Origin of the sequence: Macromonas nakdongensis, from assembly GCF_002837145.1 — a bacterium.
Lineage (GTDB): Bacteria > Pseudomonadota > Gammaproteobacteria > Burkholderiales > Burkholderiaceae_C > Macromonas_B > Macromonas_B nakdongensis.
The window spans coordinates 1-21,971 of the sequence record NZ_NWMV01000009.1 but is presented as its reverse complement, the minus strand read 5'-3'; the positions used below and the strand labels follow the sequence as shown (position 1 = coordinate 21,971).

The 21,971-nt window shown below is 67.2% G+C and carries 22 protein-coding genes; 11 read left to right on the top strand and 11 right to left on the bottom strand.

Features of this window, described 5'->3' with window-relative positions:
• Position 1: 1 nt before the first annotated feature.
• Positions 2-292 carry a co-chaperone GroES gene (gene groES / locus CON77_RS01385; RefSeq protein ID WP_101047080.1) on the bottom strand — a complete coding sequence of 97 codons (291 nt, stop codon included), beginning with the start codon at positions 290-292 and terminating at the stop codon, positions 2-4.
• Positions 293-424: 132 nt separating this feature from the next.
• Positions 425-2,578 (bottom strand): cyclic nucleotide-binding domain-containing protein, encoded by a 2,154-nt coding sequence (locus tag CON77_RS01380; RefSeq protein ID WP_101047078.1) that lies wholly within the window; start codon positions 2,576-2,578, stop codon positions 425-427.
• A gap of 213 nt (positions 2,579-2,791) precedes the next feature.
• On the opposite strand from CON77_RS01380, the gene CON77_RS01375 reads away from it, so the two are divergent.
• On the top strand, positions 2,792-3,388 hold the full coding sequence (locus CON77_RS01375; RefSeq protein WP_101047207.1) for an OmpW/AlkL family protein: 597 nt from the start codon (positions 2,792-2,794) through the stop codon (positions 3,386-3,388).
• Between the two features lie 87 nt (positions 3,389-3,475).
• Here CON77_RS01375 and CON77_RS01370 read toward each other — a convergent pair whose 3' ends face one another.
• Positions 3,476-4,561, bottom strand: coding sequence for a porin (locus CON77_RS01370; RefSeq protein ID WP_157826819.1), 1,086 nt, complete (start codon positions 4,559-4,561; stop codon positions 3,476-3,478).
• 313 nt (positions 4,562-4,874) lie between these two features.
• Between CON77_RS01370 and CON77_RS01365 the strand changes: the two genes are divergently transcribed.
• Both CON77_RS01365 and CON77_RS01360 read left to right on the top strand, forming a co-directional pair.
• Positions 4,875-5,927: a porin gene (locus CON77_RS01365; RefSeq protein ID WP_157826818.1), complete on the top strand. Its 1,053-nt coding sequence runs from the start codon at positions 4,875-4,877 to the stop codon at positions 5,925-5,927.
• A gap of 259 nt (positions 5,928-6,186) precedes the next feature.
• Positions 6,187-7,263 (top strand): porin, encoded by a 1,077-nt coding sequence (locus CON77_RS01360; RefSeq protein WP_101047075.1) that lies wholly within the window; start codon positions 6,187-6,189, stop codon positions 7,261-7,263.
• 117 nt (positions 7,264-7,380) lie between these two features.
• Here CON77_RS01360 and CON77_RS01355 read toward each other — a convergent pair whose 3' ends face one another.
• The 5 genes from CON77_RS01355 to hppD are packed head-to-tail and all read right to left on the bottom strand — an operon-like array spanning position 7,381 to position 10,445.
• Entirely contained in the window at positions 7,381-7,677 is a 297-nt protein-coding gene (locus CON77_RS01355; protein ID WP_101047073.1) for a nucleotidyltransferase family protein, read from the bottom strand.
• The gene (locus CON77_RS01350) at positions 7,670-8,104 is read right to left on the bottom strand and encodes an HI0074 family nucleotidyltransferase substrate-binding subunit (RefSeq protein WP_101047071.1); all 435 of its coding nucleotides are present in this window, start codon (positions 8,102-8,104) and stop codon (positions 7,670-7,672) included. Before CON77_RS01350 ends, CON77_RS01355 begins: the two co-directional genes overlap by 8 nt.
• Positions 8,101-8,994 carry a phenylalanine 4-monooxygenase gene (phhA, locus tag CON77_RS01345; RefSeq protein WP_101047203.1) on the bottom strand — a complete coding sequence of 298 codons (894 nt, stop codon included), beginning with the start codon at positions 8,992-8,994 and terminating at the stop codon, positions 8,101-8,103. The genes CON77_RS01350 and phhA overlap by 4 nt, the downstream gene beginning before the upstream one ends.
• Positions 8,995-9,026: 32 nt before the next feature.
• Positions 9,027-9,326, bottom strand: coding sequence for a 4a-hydroxytetrahydrobiopterin dehydratase (locus CON77_RS01340; protein ID WP_101047069.1), 300 nt, complete (start codon positions 9,324-9,326; stop codon positions 9,027-9,029).
• 18 nt (positions 9,327-9,344) lie between these two features.
• The gene (gene hppD, locus CON77_RS01335; RefSeq protein ID WP_101047067.1) at positions 9,345-10,445 is read right to left on the bottom strand and encodes a 4-hydroxyphenylpyruvate dioxygenase; all 1,101 of its coding nucleotides are present in this window, start codon (positions 10,443-10,445) and stop codon (positions 9,345-9,347) included.
• Positions 10,446-10,579: 134 nt separating this feature from the next.
• Between hppD and CON77_RS01330 the strand changes: the two genes are divergently transcribed.
• Together CON77_RS01330 and CON77_RS01325 are read left to right on the top strand one after the other, a co-directional pair.
• Positions 10,580-11,053: an Lrp/AsnC family transcriptional regulator gene (locus CON77_RS01330; RefSeq protein WP_101047065.1), complete on the top strand. Its 474-nt coding sequence runs from the start codon at positions 10,580-10,582 to the stop codon at positions 11,051-11,053.
• Positions 11,054-11,080: 27 nt separating this feature from the next.
• Positions 11,081-12,415, top strand: a complete 1,335-nt coding sequence (locus CON77_RS01325) for a TIGR03862 family flavoprotein (protein WP_101047063.1) — start codon at positions 11,081-11,083, stop codon at positions 12,413-12,415.
• 8 nt (positions 12,416-12,423) lie between these two features.
• Here the strand turns inward: CON77_RS01325 and CON77_RS01320 are convergent, their stop codons facing one another.
• Positions 12,424-13,176, bottom strand: coding sequence for an SDR family oxidoreductase (locus CON77_RS01320; protein WP_101047060.1), 753 nt, complete (start codon positions 13,174-13,176; stop codon positions 12,424-12,426).
• A gap of 91 nt (positions 13,177-13,267) precedes the next feature.
• On the opposite strand from CON77_RS01320, the gene CON77_RS01315 reads away from it, so the two are divergent.
• Both CON77_RS01315 and CON77_RS01310 read left to right on the top strand, forming a co-directional pair.
• The gene (locus tag CON77_RS01315) at positions 13,268-15,199 is read left to right on the top strand and encodes a GspE/PulE family protein (RefSeq protein WP_101047058.1); all 1,932 of its coding nucleotides are present in this window, start codon (positions 13,268-13,270) and stop codon (positions 15,197-15,199) included.
• Between the two features lie 70 nt (positions 15,200-15,269).
• Positions 15,270-15,911: an MBL fold metallo-hydrolase gene (locus CON77_RS01310; protein WP_101047056.1), complete on the top strand. Its 642-nt coding sequence runs from the start codon at positions 15,270-15,272 to the stop codon at positions 15,909-15,911.
• Positions 15,912-15,924: 13 nt separating this feature from the next.
• Here CON77_RS01310 and CON77_RS01305 read toward each other — a convergent pair whose 3' ends face one another.
• On the bottom strand, positions 15,925-16,824 hold the full coding sequence (locus CON77_RS01305) for a M48 family metallopeptidase (protein WP_101047054.1): 900 nt from the start codon (positions 16,822-16,824) through the stop codon (positions 15,925-15,927).
• Positions 16,825-16,919: 95 nt separating this feature from the next.
• Between CON77_RS01305 and CON77_RS01300 the strand changes: the two genes are divergently transcribed.
• From CON77_RS01300 to CON77_RS01285, 4 genes are all read left to right on the top strand, one after another.
• Entirely contained in the window at positions 16,920-18,452 is a 1,533-nt protein-coding gene (locus tag CON77_RS01300) for an AmpG family muropeptide MFS transporter (protein ID WP_101047052.1), read from the top strand.
• 73 nt (positions 18,453-18,525) lie between these two features.
• Positions 18,526-19,254 (top strand): response regulator, encoded by a 729-nt coding sequence (locus CON77_RS01295; RefSeq protein ID WP_101047050.1) that lies wholly within the window; start codon positions 18,526-18,528, stop codon positions 19,252-19,254.
• 9 nt (positions 19,255-19,263) lie between these two features.
• A complete protein-coding gene (locus CON77_RS01290) occupies positions 19,264-20,490 on the top strand; it encodes a sensor histidine kinase (protein ID WP_439650501.1) in 1,227 nt (408 codons plus the stop codon).
• Positions 20,491-20,904: 414 nt separating this feature from the next.
• Positions 20,905-21,354, top strand: a complete 450-nt coding sequence (locus CON77_RS01285) for an OsmC family protein (protein ID WP_101047048.1) — start codon at positions 20,905-20,907, stop codon at positions 21,352-21,354.
• Positions 21,355-21,387: 33 nt separating this feature from the next.
• Here CON77_RS01285 and coq7 read toward each other — a convergent pair whose 3' ends face one another.
• Complete coding sequence (gene coq7, locus CON77_RS01280) at positions 21,388-21,963, bottom strand: 2-polyprenyl-3-methyl-6-methoxy-1,4-benzoquinone monooxygenase (protein ID WP_439650500.1); 576 nt, start codon at positions 21,961-21,963, stop codon at positions 21,388-21,390.
• Positions 21,964-21,971: the final 8 nt, after the last annotated feature.

Below are 21,971 nucleotides of genomic sequence, written 5' to 3'. Positions count from 1 at the left end.
ATTACTTCTCGACGACCGCAAACAGGTCGTCTTCCTTCATGACCAGCAGCTCGTCGCCATCGACCTTCACGGTCTGGCCGCTGTACTTGCCGAACAGCACGCGGTCGCCCACTTTCACGGTCAGGGCCTTGGTTTCGCCCTTGTCGTTCGTCTTGCCCGGGCCCACGGCCAGCACCTCGCCCTGGTCGGGCTTTTCGGTGGCGTTGTCGGGGATCACGATGCCCGAAGCGGTTTTGGTTTCGGTTTCCAGACGCTTGACGATCACGCGATCGGCGAGGGGACGAAGTTTCATGAGATCTCCTGCACAGTAAAGAGAAACGTGGTTAGACGGGTCGTGGAGGGCGCCACACACGGAGGTGTTAGCACTCAACTCCAACGAGTGCTAATCATAAGGGCGGGTGGCGGGGTTTTCAAGACCCCGCGCTCATTCCATCGCGGCCCGCAGTTCCTGCGAGGTCGCGCCCAGGCGGCGGATGCCCATTTTGGCCAGCGCGGTGATAAAGGCGTGTGCGCCTTCGGGGTGCTGTTGCCGCCAGGCCTGGAAGCGTTCCCAGTCCAGGGTGCCGACGGTGGTGCCTGCTGCGCCCGCGTGGGCGTAGGCCGTGCGGGCAATGCCGTTCAGAAAGGCCATTTCGCCAAACACCGCCCCGGCCCCGATGACAGACAGCCGCATGCCCGTGCTGGGGGGTTCGGCGGTGGACAGGGTGACGGTACCGCTCTGCACCAGCAGCAGTGACCGATCGCGTTCCCCCTGCCGCAGGATGGTGGCCCCGGGCGGGTAGGTGCGCAGGTCGATCTGGGCTTCCAGCGCCAGCCGGGCTTCGCTCGGCATGTCTGCGCCGAGTTCGTCCAGCACCAACATGGGCGGGTCGGCCAGCAGCACGTCGGGGGGGCATTGCTGCAGCAATTGGTCTTCGGCCCATTCCAGGGCGCGGTCCAGGTCTTGGTGCAGGTGCAGGTCGGCCATGAATGCTGCGGCCCGGCCGCGCACCCCGCACAGCACAAAGGCCACGCCCAGGGCGTGCAGTTCGTGGGCCAATGCCTGCAGCCGCAGGCAACCGGTCTCGTCCCAGGAGGGCACCCGCGAGGCGTCCAGAATCACGCAACGCTGGCCCTGCAGGTGCTGGCGCACCTGGTCCACCACCAGCGCCGCCACCCCGAACGACACAATGCCTTGCAGTTCGAACACGGCCACGTGCCGCATCCGCGGCGCCAGCCAGCGCTCGATCTGAGCGCGCCGCACATGCCGCGAGCGCAACCGGCCTTCCAGGTGCATGCGCCGCACGGCGTGGCTGCCCGAAGCGCGCAGCAGTTCCACCGTGGCCACCGCCAGGCCGGCCAGCAGGGCCATGGCACCGCTGGAGCCCACGAACACCCACGCCACCACCCAGCTTTCAACGTGCGCGGCCTTGCGCAGCCCCCCGGGCTGGAGCGACCACATGGTGCGGGGCACCATGCGCCCACCGGCCACCAGCAGGGCGCTCATCAGCACCGCCATGGGCACCTGGTTCAGCCACCAATGCCCCGTGCCCGCCACCAGCAGCAGGCCCAGGGCGTGCCACTGACCCGCGCGCAGCGTGGGGGCGCGGGTGTACGACAAGGCCGTGCGCGAGCGCGAGGTGCTGGACGAGGCCGGAATCATGCCCAGCGCCGCGCAGGCCATGCCGATGAGGGCCTCCCGGCCCAGCACCCGCTCCAGCGGCGAGCGCAGGCCATGCTCCGTCTCCAGCTGTTGGTAAAACACCGTCACCTCCAGCGCGTTCACCACCGCCATCAGCAGCGAGAGGGAGGCCAGCTGGAAGCCGTATTGGTCCAGCACCGCCCACCAGGGGGCGCCCCACCAGTCGGGAAACACCGGCAGCACGAAGCCGGTGGCCGGGGCCGCCATGGCCAGCGTGGCACTGGGCACCACCAGGTGGCTGGCCAGCGCCACCAGTGCCACCGCCAGCAGCAGCGTCGGGAACCTGGGCCACAGGCGCTGCAGCACCACGCTCAGCACCGTCACGGCCAAGGCCACGGCCGCTTGCCACAGCAGCACATCGCCCCAGCGGTAGCCGCTGGCCTCCAGCAGGCCATGCAACTGGCCCAGCACCAGCGACAAGCCCACCCCGGCCGAGAACCCCTGCGTCACCGACACCGGGATGAAGCGCGCCAGCTTGGCCAGGCCCAGGCGCGCCATCAGCCACTGCATGAAGAACCCCAGGGCGGCAAACAGGCCGGTGATGGCCAGCGCCTGCCCCGCGCCGATGCCGTGGGCCTGGCCGGCTTGCACCACCAGCGCCATCATGCCGCCGAACAGCAGCGCCACCGCCGTGGAGGGGGCGTAAACCACGCCCCGACCCCGGGCCCAGAGCGTCATCAGGGCGCCGGGCACCGCCGCCGACCACAGCGCCAGTGTGCTGGCCGGCAACTGCTGGGCCAAGGGGCTGAACGCCACCAGGCCCAAGCCCAGGGCGTGTGGAATCGACACCGACAAGGCCGCCGCGGCGCCCACGAACGGTTGCGTGGCCAATTCGGTGGACGGGGGCTTGCCGCCGCGGGACAAGTCGAAGGGGAGGCTGTGGTCGGTCGTGTTCACGCGACCATCATGGCGGGCGAATGTGACACGAATTTGTCACATCTCTGCGGTCCAAGCCGGGCTGCCGTGGGCGCGTGGGGTTTGATGCAGATCAAACCCGCTTCAGGTGGGCCGCGGGTTAACCCGTGGGTTTGACCTGGCGCAAACCCGCGCGGCGGGCACGGGCATCCAATGCCGGCAGGGAATGTTCCCTTGCACGACACACACAACATCATGAACAACTACCTGCTTGCCGCGGCCGTGGGCGCCGCTCTGGTTTCTGGCACCGCCATGGCGCAAGACTTCAAAGAGGGCGACTGGCTGGTGCGCGCCCGCGTGGTGCACCTAGATGCCGCCAACAAGGATTCCGCTGGTATGGGCTTGAGTATCAACAACAAGACGTTGCCGGAAGTGGACTTCACCTACTTCTTCAACAAGAACCTGGCGGCCGAGTTGATTTTGACCGTGCCGCAGAAGCAGACCGTGTCGCTGGGCGGCGCGCCGATCGGCAGCCTCAAGCACCTGCCGCCCACGCTGACGCTGCAATACCACTTCGACGCCCCCGGCTTCAAACCCTACGTGGGCGCTGGCATCAACTACACCCGTTTCAGCTCGGTGAACTTGCTGGGCGGTGCCGCTACGATCGATCGCAACAGCTGGGGCGGTGCGCTGCAGGTGGGCGTGGACATTCCCGTGGCCAAGGATATGTACTTCAACATCGACGTGAAGAAGGTCTTCATCAAGACCGATGTGTCTGTCGGTGGCAACTACGCAACCACCTTCAAGGTCGATCCGCTGCTGGTGGGCGTGGGCCTGGGCTGGAAGTTCTGAGGCGAAAAACAAAAAACCCAGCGCGGGTGCGCTGGGTTGGCATCTGAGCGGCAGACCGAGCGCCCTGGGGCGCTCGATTCGCTGCGATCAGAAGGTGTGGCTGATACCGATGTCCAGGCCGGAGGAGGTGAAGCCGGTGGCGGCGCCGGCGGTACCTTTGGGGGTCAAAAGGACGCTCATGCCGTTCTTGTTGCTGACGCGGGCATAAGTGGTGTACACGCTGGTGCGCTTGGACAGGGGGTACACGTAACCGATGGCGAACTTGTTGGCTTTGGCATCGGCCGTGGCGGCATTCAGGTCATCGATTTTGACCGTACCGTAGGAAGCACGCAGGTTGCCAGGGCCCACAGGCATCACGGCGCCGATTTCATAGCCTTTCAGCTTGGAAACGGAAGCGCCAGTGCCGGCATCTTTCAGCTTGTCTTCGTTCCACACGGCCAGCACTTTGACCACGCCGAAGTCGTAAGAAGCGCCAATGTTCATGGACTTCACATCTTCTTGGGCGCCGGTCACGCCATCGACCTGACCGTAACCGAATGCCACATCCAGAGCGCCGGCTTTGTAGCCCAGACGCATGTTGGTGCTTTGGCCCAGGCTGCTCGGGGCGGCCGCTTCGTCAAATGCGTGCTGGATGTTGCCGTACACGCCGCCCAGGTTGCCCGGCAGGATGTAGGAGATGGAGTTGTTGTTCCAGATGTACGGATCGGTGGCGTGGGTGGTGCCGGTGAAGCCCGCAGTAGTGTGGTACGCAGCGCGCGTAGCGTGGAAAATGGTTTGACCCACGCCGTTGGTGCCAAAGGCGGTGAACAGGATGGGGTTCCAGAAAGCGTTGTTGTAGTCGCGGCCCAGGCGGACTTCGCCCATGGTGGCGCTGGCCAGGGACACCCAAGCACCGCGGTCACCCAAGGTGGTGGCGCCAGGAGCGTCAGCGTTCAGGTTGGTTTCGATCTGGAACTTGGCGCTCAAGCCGCCACCCAGGTCTTCGGTACCGCGGAAGCCCAGGCGGTTGGTCAGGTTGGCGCTGGAGGTCAGGCCGGTGTTGCTGCTGCCGCCGTTGCTGTTGGAGGTGCGGGTGAACGCTTGGTCGATCACGCCGTAGATGGTCACGGAAGACTGGGCCATCACGGCGCCGGTGGCGGCCAGGGTGGCCAGGGCAATCAGGGTCTTTTTCATGTGCAGGTATCTCCAGTTTGTGGGGGGAACCGTCGGGGCGTTGCCGCTGTTCGGTTGACTTCCGCGAAGAAGCTGAAGTTGATTACAGCAGACCCCGACCATTCGCCACAGCGCCCAAGTGGTGCATTTCGGGAAAACCCCGGTGGTTTTTGTGGTGCAAATGCAACGCTTTGGGGCGCCGGTGATGTGCCAGGCCAACCGTGTCACGGCTCGGTCACACGGCTTGTTTGCAATGGAGTGGTCTCCCCGCGAGGTGTGGGGAGGGGCAGTGCCCCAGGTGCTGCAAACCCTTTCAAACAGAAAGCTTGTGCAAATGAAAGCAAAACTGATCGCCCTGGCCGCCATGGCCGTTTCCGGCGCCGCCATGGCCCAGTCTTCCGTGACCGTGTACGGCATTGCCGACGTGTTCGTGGGCAGCGTGAAAAACGAAACCGGCCTCAACACCACGCCCGTGAAAACCAGCAACAGCGTGGTCAACAGCGGCGGCCTGTCGTCCAGCCGTCTGGGCTTCAAGGGCACCGAAGACCTGGGTGGCGGTTTGCAAGCCAAATTCCAAATCGAAACCAGCGTGAAATTCGACGCGCCCGAAGCCTCCAAACTGGGCGACCGCGAAGCCTGGGTGGGCCTGGCTGGCAACTTCGGTGAAGTGCAACTCGGTTCGCCCAACAACGCCTACGACGACGTGCACGACATGTCCGAGTCCGGCTTCAAGTCCATCTTCTCGGCCATGGACAACGTGTTCGTGACCAACAAGGCGGGCACCGAAGCCGAAAACGGCATCAAATACATCACCCCGAACTTCGGTGGTTTTGAGGCTGCCGTGTCCTACTCCTTCGGTGAAAACAAAACCCCGACCACCAAAGCCGACAGCATCCTGGCGTTGAGCGTCAAGTACAAGACCGGTCCGTTCGCCGTGGCGCTGGGCCATTTCCAGCACAAGGACGCCGTGGCCGCCGCCAATGCCAGCATTTTCAAAGTGGGCCCGGCCGGCAACAACCAAAAGTCCACGGCCACCAACCTGAACGCCACCTACGACTTCGGCGTGGCCAAGCTCAAGGGCACCGTTGCCAACGGCAAGGTCACCACCGACGCCCTGCCGGACCTGAAGATCAACGAATACGAAATCGGCGTGGACGTGCCGGTGACCTCCGCGTTGGCCGTGTCCGTGGGTTATGGCCAGTCCAAGCAAAAGACTGCTGGTGTGCTGACCTCCAAAAACACCGGTTACGGCGTCACCGCGCTGTACACCCTGAGCAAGCGCACCAACGTGTACGTGGGCCTGGCCAACGACAGCACCAAAAACGGCGCTGGCGTGAAGACCGCCAAGGACACCCAGTACGGCGTGGGCATCCGCCACACCTTCTGATCGACGCAGCCGGCCTTGTGTCGGTGGCTGTGCGCCGCCTGGGGCGGCGCACCCAGTGCAGCCCTTGTGGCCCGGTGGGGTCACAGGGGCTTTTTGCTGGAGCCGCCGGGAGCTTTGTTGCAGAAATAAGACAGGGTGAGCGGATTTTGCGGGTTATCCCTAGAGATTCGGCGCAGGCACCGTTAGCATCTGGTCCGTGGGTTTCATTCAAACCCTCGCCCGGCAAGCCGGGTTCAACTTTTCACTAGGAAGGTTTCTCATGAAAAAGTCTCTGATCGCTCTGGCCGTTCTGGCTGCTTCCGGCGCCGCCATGGCCCAGTCCAGCGTGTCCGTTTACGGTATCGCCGACGTGTGGGTTGGCAAGTCCACAACCAAAGGTACTTTCGAAGGCGTGGCCTTCAAAGAGTCCACCACTGGTCTGGAGAGCGGCGGTTGGGACACCAGCCGTATTGGCTTCCGTGGTACGGAAGATCTGGGCGGTGGTCTGAAGGCCAACTTCCAAATCGAAACTGCCATTGCTCTGGACGCTCCTGAGCAGACCACCCTGGGTGGCCGTACCGCCTACGTCGGCCTGGCCGGTGGTTTCGGTGAAGTGCAACTGGGCAAGAACTGGACCGCCTACGACGACGTCTGGGGTGCCCACAACAACAACTTCGACAGCGCCTTCACGGCTCGCCCGGGCTTCTTCGGTTACACCGACAACCCGAACAACACCATCAAGTACATCAGCCCCTCTTTCGCTGGCTTCAACGGTGCTGTGTCCTACTCGCTGGGTGAAGACAAGGCTGCTGCTGGCGAAAAGGCTAGCAATGTTTTTGCTCTGAGCGTGGCTTACAACAATGGTCCCATTTCTGTTGCCTTCGCACACCAGAAAGAAAAAGTTGGTGAGAACCCCCTGTTGATCGGCCTCGATGCTGAAGGTCTGGCCGGTGAAGGGTTTGGTTTGGTGCTGGCTGATCTGCCTGTTGACACCAAGTTGACCAACAACCAGATTTCTGGTTCTTACGACTTTGGTGTTGCCAAAGTGCTGGCCACCTACAACCAAGCCAAGCTGTCTCTGGTTGGTACTGACCTGAAATCTAACGAGTACAGCTTTGGTGTTGAAGTCCCTGTGGCTGCAAACCTGAGCGTGGCTGCAGGTTACGGCCAAGCCAAGCTGAAAGAAGCTGGCGAGACTTTCGCCAAGGCCAAGTCCTACGGTGTGTCGGCCGTGTACACCCTGTCCAAGCGTACCTCTGCCTACGTCGGTTACAGCCAGACTAAGGTTACCGATCCGTTCAGCACCGACAACGTGAAGAACTCCCTGTACGCAGTGGGTGTTCGCCACGCTTTCTAATCTCAAGGCTGGCCTAGCCAGCTAGAGGTTCAGAAACCAAAACCCACCGTGTTGCCACGGTGGGTTTTTTGTTGGGTGCATGCCAAGCAGGCGCACACCACCCAGCCAAGCCCGGGGTTACAGGTGCAAGGCTTCGGCCATCACCCGGGTCCGCATGCCCGGCGCCAGGCTGGCGGCTTCCACCACGTCCACCCGAAAGGGCAAGAGGCTCTGTTCAAACCGGTCAGCCAGTTCGCAACGCTGTTGCCAGGACAGGCGTTCGGGCGTGGTCAGCAGCAGGTCCAGATCGGAAAAAGGCCGTGCACGGCCTGTGGCGCGTGAGCCAAACACCTGCACTTGCGCCTGGGGCACCACATCGTGCACCGCTTGCAGCACCCAGGCTTGTTGTTCCGCGGTCAGTGCCAGCTCAGGCATGGTTCATGGCCGCCTGCAGGCGGCCCAGCAGGGCGCGGGCGTCGTGCAGGAAGGCGGGGGCTTCCGCGGCAATTGCCTGGGCTTGTTCTTCGTCGTAGCTGTGGCTGGTGCGGTTGCGCAGTTCGCGCCAGCGCCGCCATTCCAGGGGGTCGGGCAGCAGTCCGGCGTCGGCGCCCAGCCGCAGCAAGTCGTTGAAGGACAGGTCTTGCACCAAGTCGGCCGACAAGGCCCGTTCAATCAGCACCCGACGCAGGAAGCGCATGCAGAGTTCGTAGCTGAATTCAAACGCCTGGATGGCGCCGGCACGCAGGTGGGGTTTGCGGCCAGAGTCGTCGGGTTCGGCCTGCCAATAGCCAATCGCGTCGTGCAGCGCACGGGTGGCTTTGTCCAGGCTGGTCAGGTCGATGGGGGGTGGCGTGGCGCTCATGTGCCGATGGTAGAGGATGTGCGCCGCACCGTGTGGTAACGGCCATCCCCCCGCTGCCACACCCGGTCGCTGGCCAGCACGTCGCCGGGGGCCAGTGTGGGCAATTCGGCCGTGGCCTCGTAGAGCGGCGCAAAGTCCACCTGGGCCAGGCGCAGCAGGTCGTCCAGGTGGTCGAGCACGAAGTAGCTTTCCTGGAAGTCGTCGATGCGGTAACGGGTGCGCATGACGCGCGCCAGCTCGAACCCCAGCCGGTGGGGCGAGGGCGAGTCGAGGCAGAACACGCTTTCGGTGTACGACGAGGCGATGCCGGCGCCGTAGAGCCGCAGGCCGCCGGCCTCGCGCACCAGGCCAAATTCCACCGTGTACCAGTAGACGCGGGCCAGCATGTCGAGGTGGCCCAGGCTTTGCGCGCGCAGGCCACCCGCGCCGTAGGCCTGGATGAAGTCGGCCATGACCGGGTTCATCAGCATGGGCACGTGGCCGAACACGTCGTGGAAGACGTCGGGTTCTTCGAGGTAGTCGAGCTGGTCGGGCCGGCGGATAAACTGGCCCGCCGGGAAGCGGCGGTTCGCCAGGTGGGTGAAGAACACGTCGTCGGGCACCAGGCCGGGCACGGCCACCACCTGCCAGCCGGTGCGCGGCTGCAGCACCGCGTTGAGGCGCTCAAAGTCGGGGATCTGCTCTGCGTCCATGGGCAGGTCGCGCATGCCTTGCACGAAGGCCTCGCAGGCGCGGCCGGGCAGCAGCGCCATCTGCCGCTGGTACAGGGTGCGCCAGACGGCGTGTTCTTGTGCGGTGTAGCGCGCCCAGCCCTGGGGCACGGTCCAGTCGGCGTTGGTGGGGCGGCCGGCGTCGCCGGCGGCCAGGCCGTGTTTGGTGGGGGTGTTCATGGCGGCGTGGCCGTGGCGGATGGACGGGGTGGTCAGGTGCCGGCGTCGCCGGCTGCCGCGTCCACCCACAGGGCGAAGTCGATGTCTTTTTCGGTCAGGCCGCCGGCGTCGTGGGTGGTGAAGGTGATGTCCACCCGGTTGTACACGTTGAACCACTCCGGGTGGTGGTTGCGCTGCTCGGCGGCCAGGGCCACGCGGGTCATGAAGGCGAAGGCTTCGTTGAAGTCCTTGAACGCGAAGCGGCGTTCGATGGCGTGGGCGTCTTCGTCGAAATGCCAGCCGGGCACTTGCGCGAGCTGGGCGTGGAGGGCGGGGCCGTCGAGTTTGGTCATGGTGAGCTGGGCAAAAGGTCAGGGGTGGGCGGTGGCCGTCTGGATGGTGCCGCGGCGGATTTGGTCGCGCTCCAGGCTCTCGAACAGGGCCTTGAAGTTGCCTTCGCCAAAGCCCTCGTCGGCCTTGCGCTGGATGAATTCGAAGAAGACCGGGCCGAGCAGCGTCTGGCTGAAGATCTGCAGCAGCAGGCGCTGGTCGCCGTTGGCGGTGGAGCCATCGAGCAGAATGCCGCGCGCCTGCAATTCTGCCGTGGGTTCGCCGTGGCCAGGCAGGCGCTCGTTGAGCATTTCGTAATAAATGTCGTTGGGCGCGGTCATCAGCGGGATGCCGGCCAGCTGCAGCGCGTCCACGCTGGCGAGGATGTCGTCGGTCAGCAGGGCGATGTGCTGGATGCCCTCGCCGTTGAACTGCATCAGGAATTCTTCGATCTGGCCGCTGCCCTTGCCGCTTTCTTCGTTCAGGGGGATGCGGATGAGGCCGTCGGGCGCGGTCATGGCGCGACTGGTCAGGCCGGTGTACTCGCCCTGGATGTCGAAATAGCGGATTTCGCGGAAGTTGAACAGCTTTTCGTAGAAGCCGCCCCAGTAGGCCATGCGGCCGCGGTAGACGTTGTGGGTGAGGTGGTCGATCACCTGGAAGCCGTGGCCCACCGGGTGGCGGCTGGCCGGGTCTTCGAAGCCGGGCAGGAATTCGAAGTCGATGTCGTAGATGCTTTTGCCGTCTTCGAAACGGTCGATCAGGTACAGCGGTGCGCCGCCGATGCCTTTGATGGCGGGCAGGCGCAGCTCCATGGGGCCGGTGGGGATGTCGATGGGCTGGGCGCCCAGTTCAAGGGCGCGGGCGTAGGCCCGGTGCGAGTCGCGCACGCGGAAGGCCAGGCCACAGGCGCTGGGGCCGTGTTCGGCGGCGAAGTAGCCGGCGGGGCTTTTGGCTTCGCGGTTGACGATGAAGTTGATGCCGCCCTGGCGGTAGAGCACCACGTCTTTGGAGCGGTGCCGGGCCACCAGGGTGAAGCCCATGGCTTCGAACAGGGGTTCGAGCACGTTCGGGGTGGGGGAGGCGAATTCGACGAATTCGAACCCGCACAGGCCCATGGGGTTGTCAAACAGGTCGGCCATGGCAGCAACTCCTTGCAATCAATTGAAGCCGAAACTTTATGCCACTGTCAATGCAATGGGTTTGCATTTTGCGCTGGTGTTTGCCATGATTCTGGATTTTATGGATCGATGAATGCCAAATTGGAGAAGAAAAATTGCATGAACCCGAACTCGACCCGACAGACCGGCGCATCCTGGCCCATTTGCAGGCCCATGGCCGGGCCAGCAACCTGGAGCTGGCCGAGGCGGTGCACCTGTCGCCGGCGCAGTGCAACCGCCGCCACCGCCGGCTGGAGGAGCGCGGTTTCGTGCGCCGCTACGAGGCGCGGCTGGACGCCGGCAAGGTGGGCCTGGGCGTGCTGGCCTTTGTGCACGTGACCATGGAGCGCGGCCACATCCGCGAGGTGGTGAAGTTCCGCGACGTGGTGAGCAGCCTGGCGCAGGTGCAGGAGTGCTACGCCGTGACCGGCGATTTCGACTACGTGCTGAAGGTGGTGGCGCGCGATTTGAAGGCGCTGTCGGACTTTTTGCTGGGCACGCTGGCGCAGTTGCCGGGCGTCAACGGCGTGCGTTCCAGCGTGTGTCTGGACGAGGTGAAGTGCACCAGCGCCCTCCCGCTGGACGGTTGAGCCGGTTGGGCGGGCAAGCCGGGTACCATGCCGGCACGAGACACCTTTGAAAGTTGTGGTTTGAGCGTTTCCCTGCATTGTTCTGTGGCCGTGGTGGGCGGTGGCCCGGCCGGCCTGATGGCCGCCGAAGTGTTGAGCGCGGCCGGTGCCGAGGTGCATCTGTTCGACGCCATGCCCACCGTGGGCCGCAAGTTTTTGCTGGCGGGTATTGGTGGGCTGAACCTGACCCACGCCGAGCCACTGCCGGCCTTTGTGGGCCGCTACGGCGCGCGTGCCGACGTGTGCGCCCGCTGGCTGGCCGAGTTGCCGCCCCAGGCGGTGCGCGACTGGGCCGCGGGCCTGGGCATCGACACCTTTGTGGGCAGTTCGCAGCGCGTGTTTCCCTCCGACATGAAGGCCGCGCCCTTGCTGCGCGCCTGGTTGCACCGCCTGCGCCACCCGGCCCAGGGCGCCCCCGTGACCTTGCACATGCGCCACCGCTGGGACGGCACGCTGGCCCCGACCGACGCGGTGGGGGGCGCGGGCCACTGCCTGGGCTTTGTCACACCGAACGGGCCGGTGGCGGTGCAGGCCCGCGCCGTGGTCCTGGCCTTGGGCGGGGGCAGTTGGGCCAAGCTGGGCTCGGACGGCGCCTGGGTGCCCTGGTTGCATGACCGGGGTGTGCCGGTGGCGCCGCTGCGCCCGGCCAACTGCGGCTTTGACGTGGCGGTGCACGGCCGGCGCGGCTGGAGCGAACACCTGTCGCAGCGCTTCGCGGGGCAACCGCTCAAAGGGGTGGTGCTGTCGTTCACCGATGCCCAGGGCCAGACCTTTGGCCGCAAGGGCGAGTGCGTGCTCACCGCCAGCGGACTGGAGGGCAGCCTGGTGTACGCCGCGTCGGCCGCGCTGCGCGAGGCGATCGCCGCACACGGGCAGGTGGCGGTGCACCTGAACCTGCGCCCCGATCTGCCGCCCGACCGGGTGCTGGCCGAGGTGGCGCGGCCACGGGGTGGCAAAACCCTGTCGAGCCACCTGCGTGCGCGCCTGGGGCTGCAGCCCACGCACCTGGCTTTGCTGCACGAGGTCTTGCACAAGGACGCGCTGCGCGACCCCGCCGCCCTGGCCCAGGCCATCCAGGCCCTGCCGCTGGCGCTGGTGGCCCCGCGCCCGCTGGACGAGGCCATCAGCACCGCCGGTGGCGTGGCCCTGGAGGGTTTGACCGACGACCTGATGCTGCGCACCCTGCCCGGTGTGTTCTGCGCCGGGGAGATGCTGGACTGGGAAGCTCCCACCGGGGGCTACCTGCTCACCGCCTGCCTGGCCAGCGGCCGGGTGGCGGCGCAGGGCGTGCTGCGCCACCTGGGGGCGGCACGGCCGGGCTGAAGGCCTGCTCAGCCACGGCCCACAAAGGGCATCTTCGTGGCCATGACGGTGGTGAACAGCACGTTCGCCGTCAGCGGCAGGCGCACCATGGCCATGAAGGTGTCCACCACGGCGGCCATGTCCATGCGCGCTTCGGGGCGCACGCTGCCGTCGGCCTGCAGCACGCCGGCGGCCATGGCGGTGGTCATGTCGCTGGCCACGTTGCCGATGTCGATCTGCCCCACCGCGATGTTGAAGGCGCGCCCGTCCAGCGCCGCGGCCTTGGTCATGCCGCTGATGGCGTGCTTGGTGGTGGTGTAGGGGATGGAGCCCGGCCGCGGCGCGTGCGCCGAGATGGAGCCGTTGTTGACGATGCGCCCGCCCTGCGGCGACTGTTCGCGCATCAGCCGGAAGGCCTGCGACAGGCAGTGAAACGCCCCGTGGAGGTTGACGTTGACCGAGCGCTGCCAGTCGTCCAGCGGGGTCTGGTCGGGCGTGTTCGCGGGGGTGAAGATGCCGGCGTTGTTGAACAGCAGGTCGAGCCGGCCGGCGCGTTCGCGCACGGCCTGGAACAGGTGCTCCACCTCGCTCGGGTGGCTCACGTCGGCCGGCGCAACGTGGGCCAGACCGGTGCCGGGCGTGGCCGCGGCGGCGGTGGCGCGCAGCGCGTCTTCGTTGCGGCCGACCAGGAAGACCTGCCAGCCTTCGGCCAGCAAGGCCAGGGCGCAGGCGCGTCCGATGCCACTGCCCGCGCCGGTTACCAATGCCACTTTGTTCGTCATGGGGTCTGCCTCCAGGGTTGAAACAGCGGCCATTCTCGCCCAGTGGCGGCGCCGACCGGTCCGCGGCGGCGACAGGGGGTATGCTTGTGCCATGACCGTGCCCGACCAGACCCCCAGCACCGTGCCCGCCTCGCACTACCCGCAGCCGCGCACCCCGCGCGAGTTGTGGGAGTTGTTGCAGAACCCGCAGTCGCAGGCCCATGGCGCGCGCCACTTGGGCGAGGCGCTGGTGCAAAGCGGCGTCATCACCGAACAGCAGTTGCGCGAGTCGCTCAAGTCGCAGTTGGAGGAGCGCAAGCTCGGCGTGCACCGCCAACTGGGACAGCAGATGGTGGACAAGGGCGTGTTGACCGAGCAGCAGCTGCGCCATGTGATCGCCGGCTGGCTGGGCAACCGGGTGCTGGACCCGAGCCACTTCGCCTTCGAGACCGAGGCGGTGGCCAAGGTGCCGCAACTGGTGGCCCAGCGCGAGGCGGTGCTGCCGCTGATGGAGCACGAGGACCTGCTGGTGGTGCTGATGGCCGACCCGCTGGACCAGCGCCTGCTGGACGAACTGCGGTTCATGACGCAGCGCCGCATCGTGCCGGTGCTGGCGGCCCCGGGCAGCCTGCCGGCCGCCATCTCGCGCGCCTACGAGCGCCAGCCCGCGCCCGAACCCCGGCACCGCCTGCACCCCGACAACCGCGCCGCCGCCCGCGACCTGGCGCTGGACCTGCAGACCGCGCAGGACGTGGGCAACGAGCCAGAATCCGACGTGGTCAGCGAGTCCGACAACACGCTGGTGCGGCTGATCAACTCGCTGATCGAGGAGGCCATTGCCCAGAAGGCGTCCGACATCCACATCGAGACCGAGCCGGCGCCCAAGCCGGTGAAGGTGCGCTTCCGGCTCGACGGCGAACTGGTGCGCTACCTGGAGGTGGAGTCGCGCTTCCGCTACGCGCTGGTGGCGCGCATCAAGATCATGGCGGGCATGGACATTTCCGAGCACCGCAAGCCGCAGGATGGCAAGATCGACTTTGCCCGCTTCGGTGGCACCAAGACCGAGCTGCGCGTGGTCACCGTGCCCACCACCGGCGGCCTGGAAGACGTGGTGCTGCGCCTGCTGGCCGGCTCCAAGCCCATGCCGATGGACAGCATCGGCCTGAGCCCGCAGAACCTGGTGGACCTGCGCCGCATGGCGCTCAAACCCTATGGGCTGGTGCTGGTGTGCGGCCCCACCGGCAGCGGCAAGACCACCACGCTGCACTCGCTCATCTCCGACATCAACACCGACAGCCGCAAGATCTGGACCGCCGAAGACCCGATCGAGATCACCCAGGCCGGCCTGCGCCAGGTGCAGATGAACCCGCGCATCGGCTGGACTTTCGCCAACGCGATGCGGACCTTCTTGCGCGCCGACCCCGACGTCATCATGATCGGCGAGATGCGCGACGAGGAAACCGCGCGGATTGCGGTGGAGGCCTCGCTCACCGGGCACCTGGTGCTGTCCACCCTGCACACCAACAGCGCGCCCGAGAGCATCACGCGCTTGCTGGAAATCGGCATCGATCCGTTCAACTTTTCCGACTCGCTGCTGGCCATTTTGGCGCAGCGGCTGGTGCGGCGCTTGTGCAAGCAGTGCGTGCAAAGCCGCCCGGCCACGCCGGACGAACTGCAGGCCCTGGCCGCGCAGTACCTGGACGGCGTGCAGCATGCCGACGAGCGCGACATTGCCGCGCAGATCGACCGCTGGACCGCCGACCACGGTGTGGACGACGGCCAGGGTGGGCGCTATTTGCGCACCTTCACCAAAAAAGGCTGCGACGTGTGCGAGGGCCGCGGCCTCAAGGGCCGGCTGGGCATTTACGAACTCATGCTCAACAGCGACGAGATCCGCCACCACATCCGGCACCGCTCGCCGGCCGGCGACATCCGCGCCAGCGCGCTGCAGGCCGGCATGAAGACGCTGCGTCAGGACGGCATCGACAAGGTGGTGCAGGGCCTGACCGACCTGAACGAGGTGATCGCGGCGACCAACCTGTGACCCGGGCCGGCGGGGAATTCGCTAACATGCCGGCCAACGCCCTTTTTGTGGCCCCGCGCCGCCCCGACCCATGCTCCAGTACCTCACCATCCCCGTCACGCCGTTCCAGCAGAACTGTTCCCTCGTCTGGTGCGACGCGACCCTGGACGCCGCCGTCATCGACCCGGGCGGCGACCTGGACACCGTGCTGGCCGAGGCGCAGCGCCTGGGCCTCAAGCTCGGCCAGATCTGGCTGACCCACGCCCACATCGACCACGCCGGTGGCACCGCCACCCTGGCCGAGCGGCTGCAGCTGCCCATCGTCGGGCCGCACCCGGGCGACCAGTTCTGGATCGACGGCTTGCCGCAGCAGAGCGTGATGTTCGGTTTTCCGCCCGCCGGCCACTTCACCCCCACGCGCTGGCTGGCCGACGGCGACACGGTGCAGGTCGGCCGCAGCGTGTTGAACGTGCGCCACTGCCCCGGCCACACCCCGGGCCACGTGGTGTTCCACTCGCCCGAAGCGAAACGCGCCTTTGTGGGCGACGTGCTGTTCGCCGGCAGCATCGGCCGCACCGACTTCCCGCAGGGCGACCACGAGCAGCTGATCGACAGCATCCGCCAGCGCCTGTGGCCCATGGGCGACGACACGGTGTTCATCCCCGGCCACGGCCCGGAAAGCACCTTCGGCCGCGAACGCCGCAGCAACCCCTACGTGCGCGACCTGGCCTGAGCGCGCCGGGCCTTCAGCCGCCGCGGCGGGCCTGTTCGTACAGGCCCTGCACCTTGGGCACGTTGGCCTGCAGTTCGCGGATGCGGTTGGGCCCGCTCGGGTGGGTGGACAAAAAGCCCGGCCCGCCGGCGCCGTTCTGCGAGGTCATCTTCTCCCACAGGCTGACGCTGGCCTGTGGCCGGTAAGCGCCGCGCGCGGCCAGCTCCAGGCCCACCAGATCGGCCTCGGTCTCGTCGTCGCGGCTGTACTTCAGGCTCAGCAGCTGGGTGCCCAGGTTGGCGGCCACGTTGCCCAGGTCGCCCAGGCCCAGCAGCTGCGCCCCGATCGACAGCCCAAGGCTGGTGGCCTGCGTCTTGGCCAAGCGTTCGCGCGCGTGTTCGCGCAGGGCGTGGGCCATTTCGTGGCCCATGATCATGGCCTGCTCGTCGTCGTTGAGCTGCAGCTTGTCGAGGATGCCGGTGTAGAAGGCGATCTTGCCGCCGGGCATGCAGAAGGCGTTGATCTGGCTGCTGCCGATGAGGTTGACCTCCCATTGCCAGCCGCGTGCGCGGTCGTTCCACGGGGTGGTGTGGGGAATGAGCTGGCGCGCGATGGCGCGCAGTTTGCGCAGTTGCGGGTGGTGGTCGGGCGCCAGGGCGTTTTTGGCCTTGGCTTCGGCCAGCATCTGGCTGTATTGCTGGGTGGCGGCGCCCTCGAGTTGCTGCGCCGGCACCAGCTTGCGCAGGCCCGAGGCGTTGCCCACGTCCACCTGCGCGGCCGCGGGGACTGGGGCCAAGCCGGTGGCCGTGGCCGCACCAGCGCTGGCGGCCAGCAGAAACCCGCGGCGCGACGACCAGCGGTGTGGCGCGGCCTCGGGGCCGTGGGAGGAAGTGGGGGCATTGGCCGCCCGTTTTGCATCGCATAGCCAGCACATGGCGCAATGATAGGCAAAATCGGGTCATGGCACCTCCTTCCGTTGCAAATGCTCACCCTTCTCCAGATGCCCAGCCCGGGGCGGGGGCAGGGGCCATGCCGGCGGGCTGGCGCCAGACCCTGGCCACCCTGTGGGATTGGCGCGTGCTCAGCCTGCTGCTGCTGGGTTTTTCGGCGGGGTTGCCGATCCTGCTGATCTTTTCCTCGCTCTCGCTGTGGTTGGGCGAGGCCGGGGTGGAGCGCAAGGCGGTCACCTTCTTCAGCTGGGCGGCGTTGGGGTATTCGTTCAAGTTCGTCTGGGCGCCGCTGGTGGACCGGCTGCCGCTGCCGCTGTTGACGGCCCGGCTGGGCCGGCGCCGCGCCTATATGCTGCTGGCGCAACTGGGGGCGGCGGGGGCCATCGTCGGCATGGCCTTGACCGACCCGGCCGCTGGGGGCCACACGCTCACCACCATGGCCGGTTTCGCGGTGTTGCTGGGTTTCATGTCGGCCACGCAAGACATCGTCATCGACGCCTACCGCATCGAAATCGGGCGGCCCGAACAGCAGGGGCTGCTGTCGTCGGCCTACATCGCGGGTTACCGGTTGGGCATGATCGTGGCCGGGGCTGGGGCGCTGTTTCTGGCGTCGTACTGGGGCTCGGTCAAGGGCGATTACCGCTACCCGGCGTGGCAGTGGACGTACTTGGTGATGGCCGCGACCATGGGCGTGGGCATGCTCACCACCTTGATCACGCCGGAGCCGCAGGTGTCCCGTGAGCGCAGCGCGCCACTGCCCGCGGGTGAGCACCTGCGCCTGCTGGCGGTGTTCGGCGCCAGCGTGCTGGCCTTTGTGTCCGTGTTCTATGCGGTGGGGCAGCTCAGCGCCACGGCCGTGGCGGCCAGCGGCCCGCTGCAGACCCTGCTGCTCGAAGCCCTGCGCATGGCCCTGGGCCTGGGCGCGGCCTTTGCCGTGGGCTGGGGCCTGGTGCGGCTGGGCCTGGCCAGCCGTGCCCAGGCCCACACCACCTGGGTGGCCCCGGTGCTGGACTTCTTCCAGCGCTACGGTGCCCGCACCGCGTGGCTGCTGCTGGCGCTGGTCGGGCTGTACCGCATTTCTGACATCGTGCTGGGCGTCATCTCCAATGTGTTCTACCAGGACCTGGGCTTTTCCAAGCCCGAAATCGCCTACGCCGTGAAAACCTTTGGGGTGGTGGTCAGCATCGCAGGCGGCTTTTTCGGGGGCATCCTGGCCACGCGCCTGGGGGTGATGCGCTCGCTCATGTGGGGGGCGGTGCTGGCCGCGGGCACCAACCTGGGCTTTGTGGCGCTGGCCCAGGCCGGCCACGACGTGCCGCTGATGTACGCCGTGGTGGCGGCCGACAACCTGGCCGCCGGCTTTTCCAGCGCGGCCTTCGTCGCCTTCCTCTCCAGCCTGACGAACGTGTCCTTCACCGCGGTGCAGTACGCCATTTTCAGTTCGCTCATGACGCTGCTGCCCAAGACCCTGGGCGGCTATTCGGGCGGCATGGTGGACGCGATGGGCTACCCCGGCTTTTTCTGGTTCACCACCGGCATCGGCCTGCCGGTGATGGCGCTGGTGTGGCTGGCCGGGCGCCGGCTGGCGGTGGCCGAGCCGCCGCGCGGCTGAGGCGCCCGCCCGGCTTCACGCAACTTTACGCGGGCGCCGGCGGCCAGACACGCGCCCATGGCAAGATGCCGCCATGACGGTGACCCCCGCCCAGCACCTCCTGATGATCGAAGACGATGCCCGCCTGGCGGGCATGGTGGCCGAGTACCTGCAACGTTCTGGCTACAGCGTGGCGCACGCCGGCGACGGCGCGGCCGGACTGGCCGCGGTGCAGCAGCGCCTGCCCGACCTCGTCATCCTCGACCTGATGCTGCCCGACACCGATGGCCTGGACGTGTGCCGTCGCCTGCGCGCCCTGCCGGGCGAGGCCGCGCGCGTGCCGGTGCTCATGCTCACCGCCAAGGGCGACCCGATGGACCGCATCATCGGCCTGGAAATGGGCGCCGACGATTACCTGCCCAAACCCTTCGAGCCGCGCGAACTGCTGGCACGCATCCGCGCCGTGCTGCGGCGCCGGGACGGGCCGCTGGGCGCCTCGGCGGTACCGGGCCAGCCGCCCTTGCGCTTCGGCTCGCTCGACATCGATCGCGACGCCCGCAGCGTCACCGTCCATGGCCGACCCTGCGACATCACCGCCCACCAGTTCGACCTGCTGGTGGTGCTGGCCGAGCGTGCCGGCCGGGTGCTCAGCCGCGACCAGATCATGGAAGCGGTGCGCGGGCGCGAACTGGAAGCCTTTGACCGCTCCATCGACGTGCACATGGGCCGCATCCGCCACGCCATCGAAGACGACCCCAAGGCCCCGCGCCGCATCCTGACGGTGCGCGGCGTGGGCTATGTGTTCGCCAAGCAGCAGGACTGAGCCGTGCACCTGCCGCGTCCGCGCCTGCACCAGCACCTGTCGCTGCGCCTGTGGCTGGCGGTGGTGGCCGCCATCACCGTGATGACGCTGCTGCTGGGCTGGATGTGGCGCGCCCAGTGGGAACACGAGCGGGCCCAGCGGCCCGGCCGCGAGGTGGTGGTGCGCAACGCCGACGGCCAGGTGCTGGGCCGGGCGCCGGTGCGCCTGAGCCGCGGCGACCGGGGACCGGAATTCGAGGTGCCGCTGGACAGTGGCGAAACCCTCACCATCCAGTTGCCGCGCCCGCCCCATCCGCCGGGGGGACGGGCCGAGCCGTTCGGCCTGTTCCAGTCGCTCGGCGGTTTTGTGGTGCTGCTGGTGGGTGTGGCCCTGGCCGTGGCGCTGGGCGCCTACCCGGTGGTGCGCCGGCTGACCCAGCGCCTGGAAACCCTGCAGCGCGGCGTGCAGCGCTGGGGCGAAGGCGATTTGGGGGCACGGGTGCCGGTGCAGGGGCGCGACGAGGTGGCCTTCCTGGCCGAGCGCTTCAACGCCGCCGCCGAGCGGGTGCAGTCGCTACTGCAAGCGCACAAAACCTTGCTGGCCAATGCCTCGCACGAACTGCGCTCGCCGCTGGCGCGCATCCGCATGGGCCTGGCCTTGCTGGAGGACGGCGTCAGCCCCGCCCAGCGTCGCGAGATCGAGCGCAACATCGCCGAGCTGGACGAGCTGATCGACGAAATCCTGCTGGCCAGCCGGCTCGACCTGGCCGATCCGAACGACGCCGCCGCCCTGGGGCCGTTGGAGGAGGTGGACCTGCTGGGCCTGGCCGCCGAGGAGTGTGCCCGCACCGGCGCCACCCTGGACGTGGCCGATGGCTTGCCTCCGGCGGTGATCCGCGGACACGCGCGACTGCTGCGGCGCCTGCTGCGCAACCTGCTGGAAAACGCCCGGCGCCACGGCCTGCGCGCGGGTGACCCGGCCAGCGTCACCTGCGCCTTGCAGCCCCCGGTGGGCGGCCCCGGTGCCGCATCGGGCTGGACGTTGAGCGTCAGCGACCGTGGCCCTGGCGTGCCGGCCGAGCAGCGCGAACGCATTTTCCAGCCTTTCTACCGCCTGCCCGGCGCGAGCGAGCGCGAAGGCGGCGTGGGTCTGGGGCTGGCCCTGGTGCGGACCATCGCCGAACGCCACGGCGGCCACGTGCGCTGCGAAGCACACCCCGGCGGGGGCGCCCGTTTCGCCGTATTTTTGCCAGTTTGAAGGTTTGCCTCCCCCAAACAGGGGATGTTCAAGCCCATGCTGCAGGTGCACAATCGACCACAAGGCTGTCAGCACATACAAGAGAACATCGCGCATTCAGGGAGTTGCTGGCCCGAACAAGAGAACGCCAGCAACTGCTAGGTTCCCAACGACGTCCTGATGGACTTCACGCCACCCCTTGGGGTGGCTTTTTTTTTGCCGGTGTGGCGGCTGGAAGGCAAAAAAAAGCCCGGTCGCGATTGACCGGGCTTTGAACCACCCATAGAGGGCAGAGGAGACAACTGACAACGGGGCTGGCCCCGGGCGATGCAAGCCAGCGTTGGCTGGATTGCATACAATGGTCTCAGTATAAACCCGATATTGTTGCGTTGCAACAACCTCGACGCACTCTGTTGTTTTTTTGGAGACATTTCTGTGGAATGCACCGTCACCTGGACCGGCGCCGCCGGCACCCGTTCGAACATGGGCTTTGTGGCCGAAACCGGCAGCGGCCACGTGCTGGCCATGGACGGCGCGCCCGACGCGGCCAAACCCGAGAACGGTGGCGCCAACCTGGCCCCGCGTCCCATGGAAACCCTGCTGGCCGGCACCGGCGGCTGCACCGCCTACGACGTGGTGCTCATCCTCAAGCGTGGCCGCCACGACGTGCGCGGCTGCAGCGTCAAGCTGAGCAGCGAGCGCGCAGAGACCGAGCCCAAGGTGTTCACCAAGATCCACATGCACTTCACCGTCACCGGCAAGGGCATTTCGGCCGGTGCGGTGGAGCGCGCCATCGCCATGAGCCACGACAAATACTGCTCGGCCAGCATCATGCTGGGCAAGACGGCCGAGATCACGACCAGCTTCGACCTGATCGAGGCCTGAGCGGCCGGGGCCCCGTGGGGCCAGGGGGCGGCGTCAGAGGCGGTGGGCCAGGGTCGTCATGACCCGGCCGGCCAGGCGCATGGCGCGTTTGACCGGTGTCGGCAATTCGGCCGCGCCGGCGTGCTGGGCCTCGCGCGCGTGGCGCACTTCGTCGTCCTTCATTTGCGCCACGATGGCGCGCGAGGCGTGGTCGTGGGCCGGCAGGCGGTCCATGTGGCTGTCGAGGTGGGCCTCTACCTGGCGTTCGGTTTCCACCACGAAGCCCAGGCTGACCGGGCCACCCAGGCGCCCGGCCAGCAGGCCGATGCCGAAGGCGCCGGCGTACCACAGCGGGTTCAGCAACGAGGGGCGGTCGCCGAGTTCGTCGAGCCGCTGCTTGCACCAGGCCAGGTGGTCGGTTTCCTCCTGGCCGGCGGCTTCGAGGTGGCGCGCCAGCCGTTCGCGCGCGGCGACCGGACCCGGGCCGAGCCGGGCCGCGAGCGCCTGCGAGGTGTAGAGCGCCTGGGCGCAGATTTCGCCCACGTGGTTCACGCGCATGAGCGCGCCGGACAGGCGTTTGTCGGCGTCGTTCAGCGGCGGCGCGGCGTCGGCTGGCAGCGGTTCGGGCACGGCGGGGC

What these genes read in the sequence shown, in the direction of transcription:
- groES (WP_101047080.1), bottom strand. Translation starts at nt 292, where the DNA reads ATGAAACTTCGTCCCCTCGCCGATCGCGTGATCGTCAAGCGTCTGGAA.
- CON77_RS01375 (WP_101047207.1), top strand. Translation starts at nt 2,792, where the DNA reads ATGAACAACTACCTGCTTGCCGCGGCCGTGGGCGCCGCTCTGGTTTCT.
- CON77_RS01370 (WP_157826819.1), bottom strand. Translation starts at nt 4,561, where the DNA reads ATGAAAAAGACCCTGATTGCCCTGGCCACCCTGGCCGCCACCGGCGCC.
- CON77_RS01365 (WP_157826818.1), top strand. Translation starts at nt 4,875, where the DNA reads ATGAAAGCAAAACTGATCGCCCTGGCCGCCATGGCCGTTTCCGGCGCC.
- CON77_RS01360 (WP_101047075.1), top strand. Translation starts at nt 6,187, where the DNA reads ATGAAAAAGTCTCTGATCGCTCTGGCCGTTCTGGCTGCTTCCGGCGCC.
- CON77_RS01355 (WP_101047073.1), bottom strand. Translation starts at nt 7,677, where the DNA reads ATGCCTGAGCTGGCACTGACCGCGGAACAACAAGCCTGGGTGCTGCAA.
- CON77_RS01350 (WP_101047071.1), bottom strand. Translation starts at nt 8,104, where the DNA reads ATGAGCGCCACGCCACCCCCCATCGACCTGACCAGCCTGGACAAAGCC.
- phhA (WP_101047203.1), bottom strand. Translation starts at nt 8,994, where the DNA reads ATGAACACCCCCACCAAACACGGCCTGGCCGCCGGCGACGCCGGCCGC.
- CON77_RS01340 (WP_101047069.1), bottom strand. Translation starts at nt 9,326, where the DNA reads ATGACCAAACTCGACGGCCCCGCCCTCCACGCCCAGCTCGCGCAAGTG.
- hppD (WP_101047067.1), bottom strand. Translation starts at nt 10,445, where the DNA reads ATGGCCGACCTGTTTGACAACCCCATGGGCCTGTGCGGGTTCGAATTC.
- CON77_RS01325 (WP_101047063.1), top strand. Translation starts at nt 11,081, where the DNA reads ATGCCGGCACGAGACACCTTTGAAAGTTGTGGTTTGAGCGTTTCCCTG.
- CON77_RS01320 (WP_101047060.1), bottom strand. Translation starts at nt 13,176, where the DNA reads ATGACGAACAAAGTGGCATTGGTAACCGGCGCGGGCAGTGGCATCGGA.
- CON77_RS01315 (WP_101047058.1), top strand. Translation starts at nt 13,268, where the DNA reads ATGACCGTGCCCGACCAGACCCCCAGCACCGTGCCCGCCTCGCACTAC.
- CON77_RS01310 (WP_101047056.1), top strand. Translation starts at nt 15,270, where the DNA reads ATGCTCCAGTACCTCACCATCCCCGTCACGCCGTTCCAGCAGAACTGT.
- CON77_RS01305 (WP_101047054.1), bottom strand. Translation starts at nt 16,824, where the DNA reads ATGTGCTGGCTATGCGATGCAAAACGGGCGGCCAATGCCCCCACTTCC.
- CON77_RS01300 (WP_101047052.1), top strand. Translation starts at nt 16,920, where the DNA reads ATGCCGGCGGGCTGGCGCCAGACCCTGGCCACCCTGTGGGATTGGCGC.
- CON77_RS01295 (WP_101047050.1), top strand. Translation starts at nt 18,526, where the DNA reads ATGACGGTGACCCCCGCCCAGCACCTCCTGATGATCGAAGACGATGCC.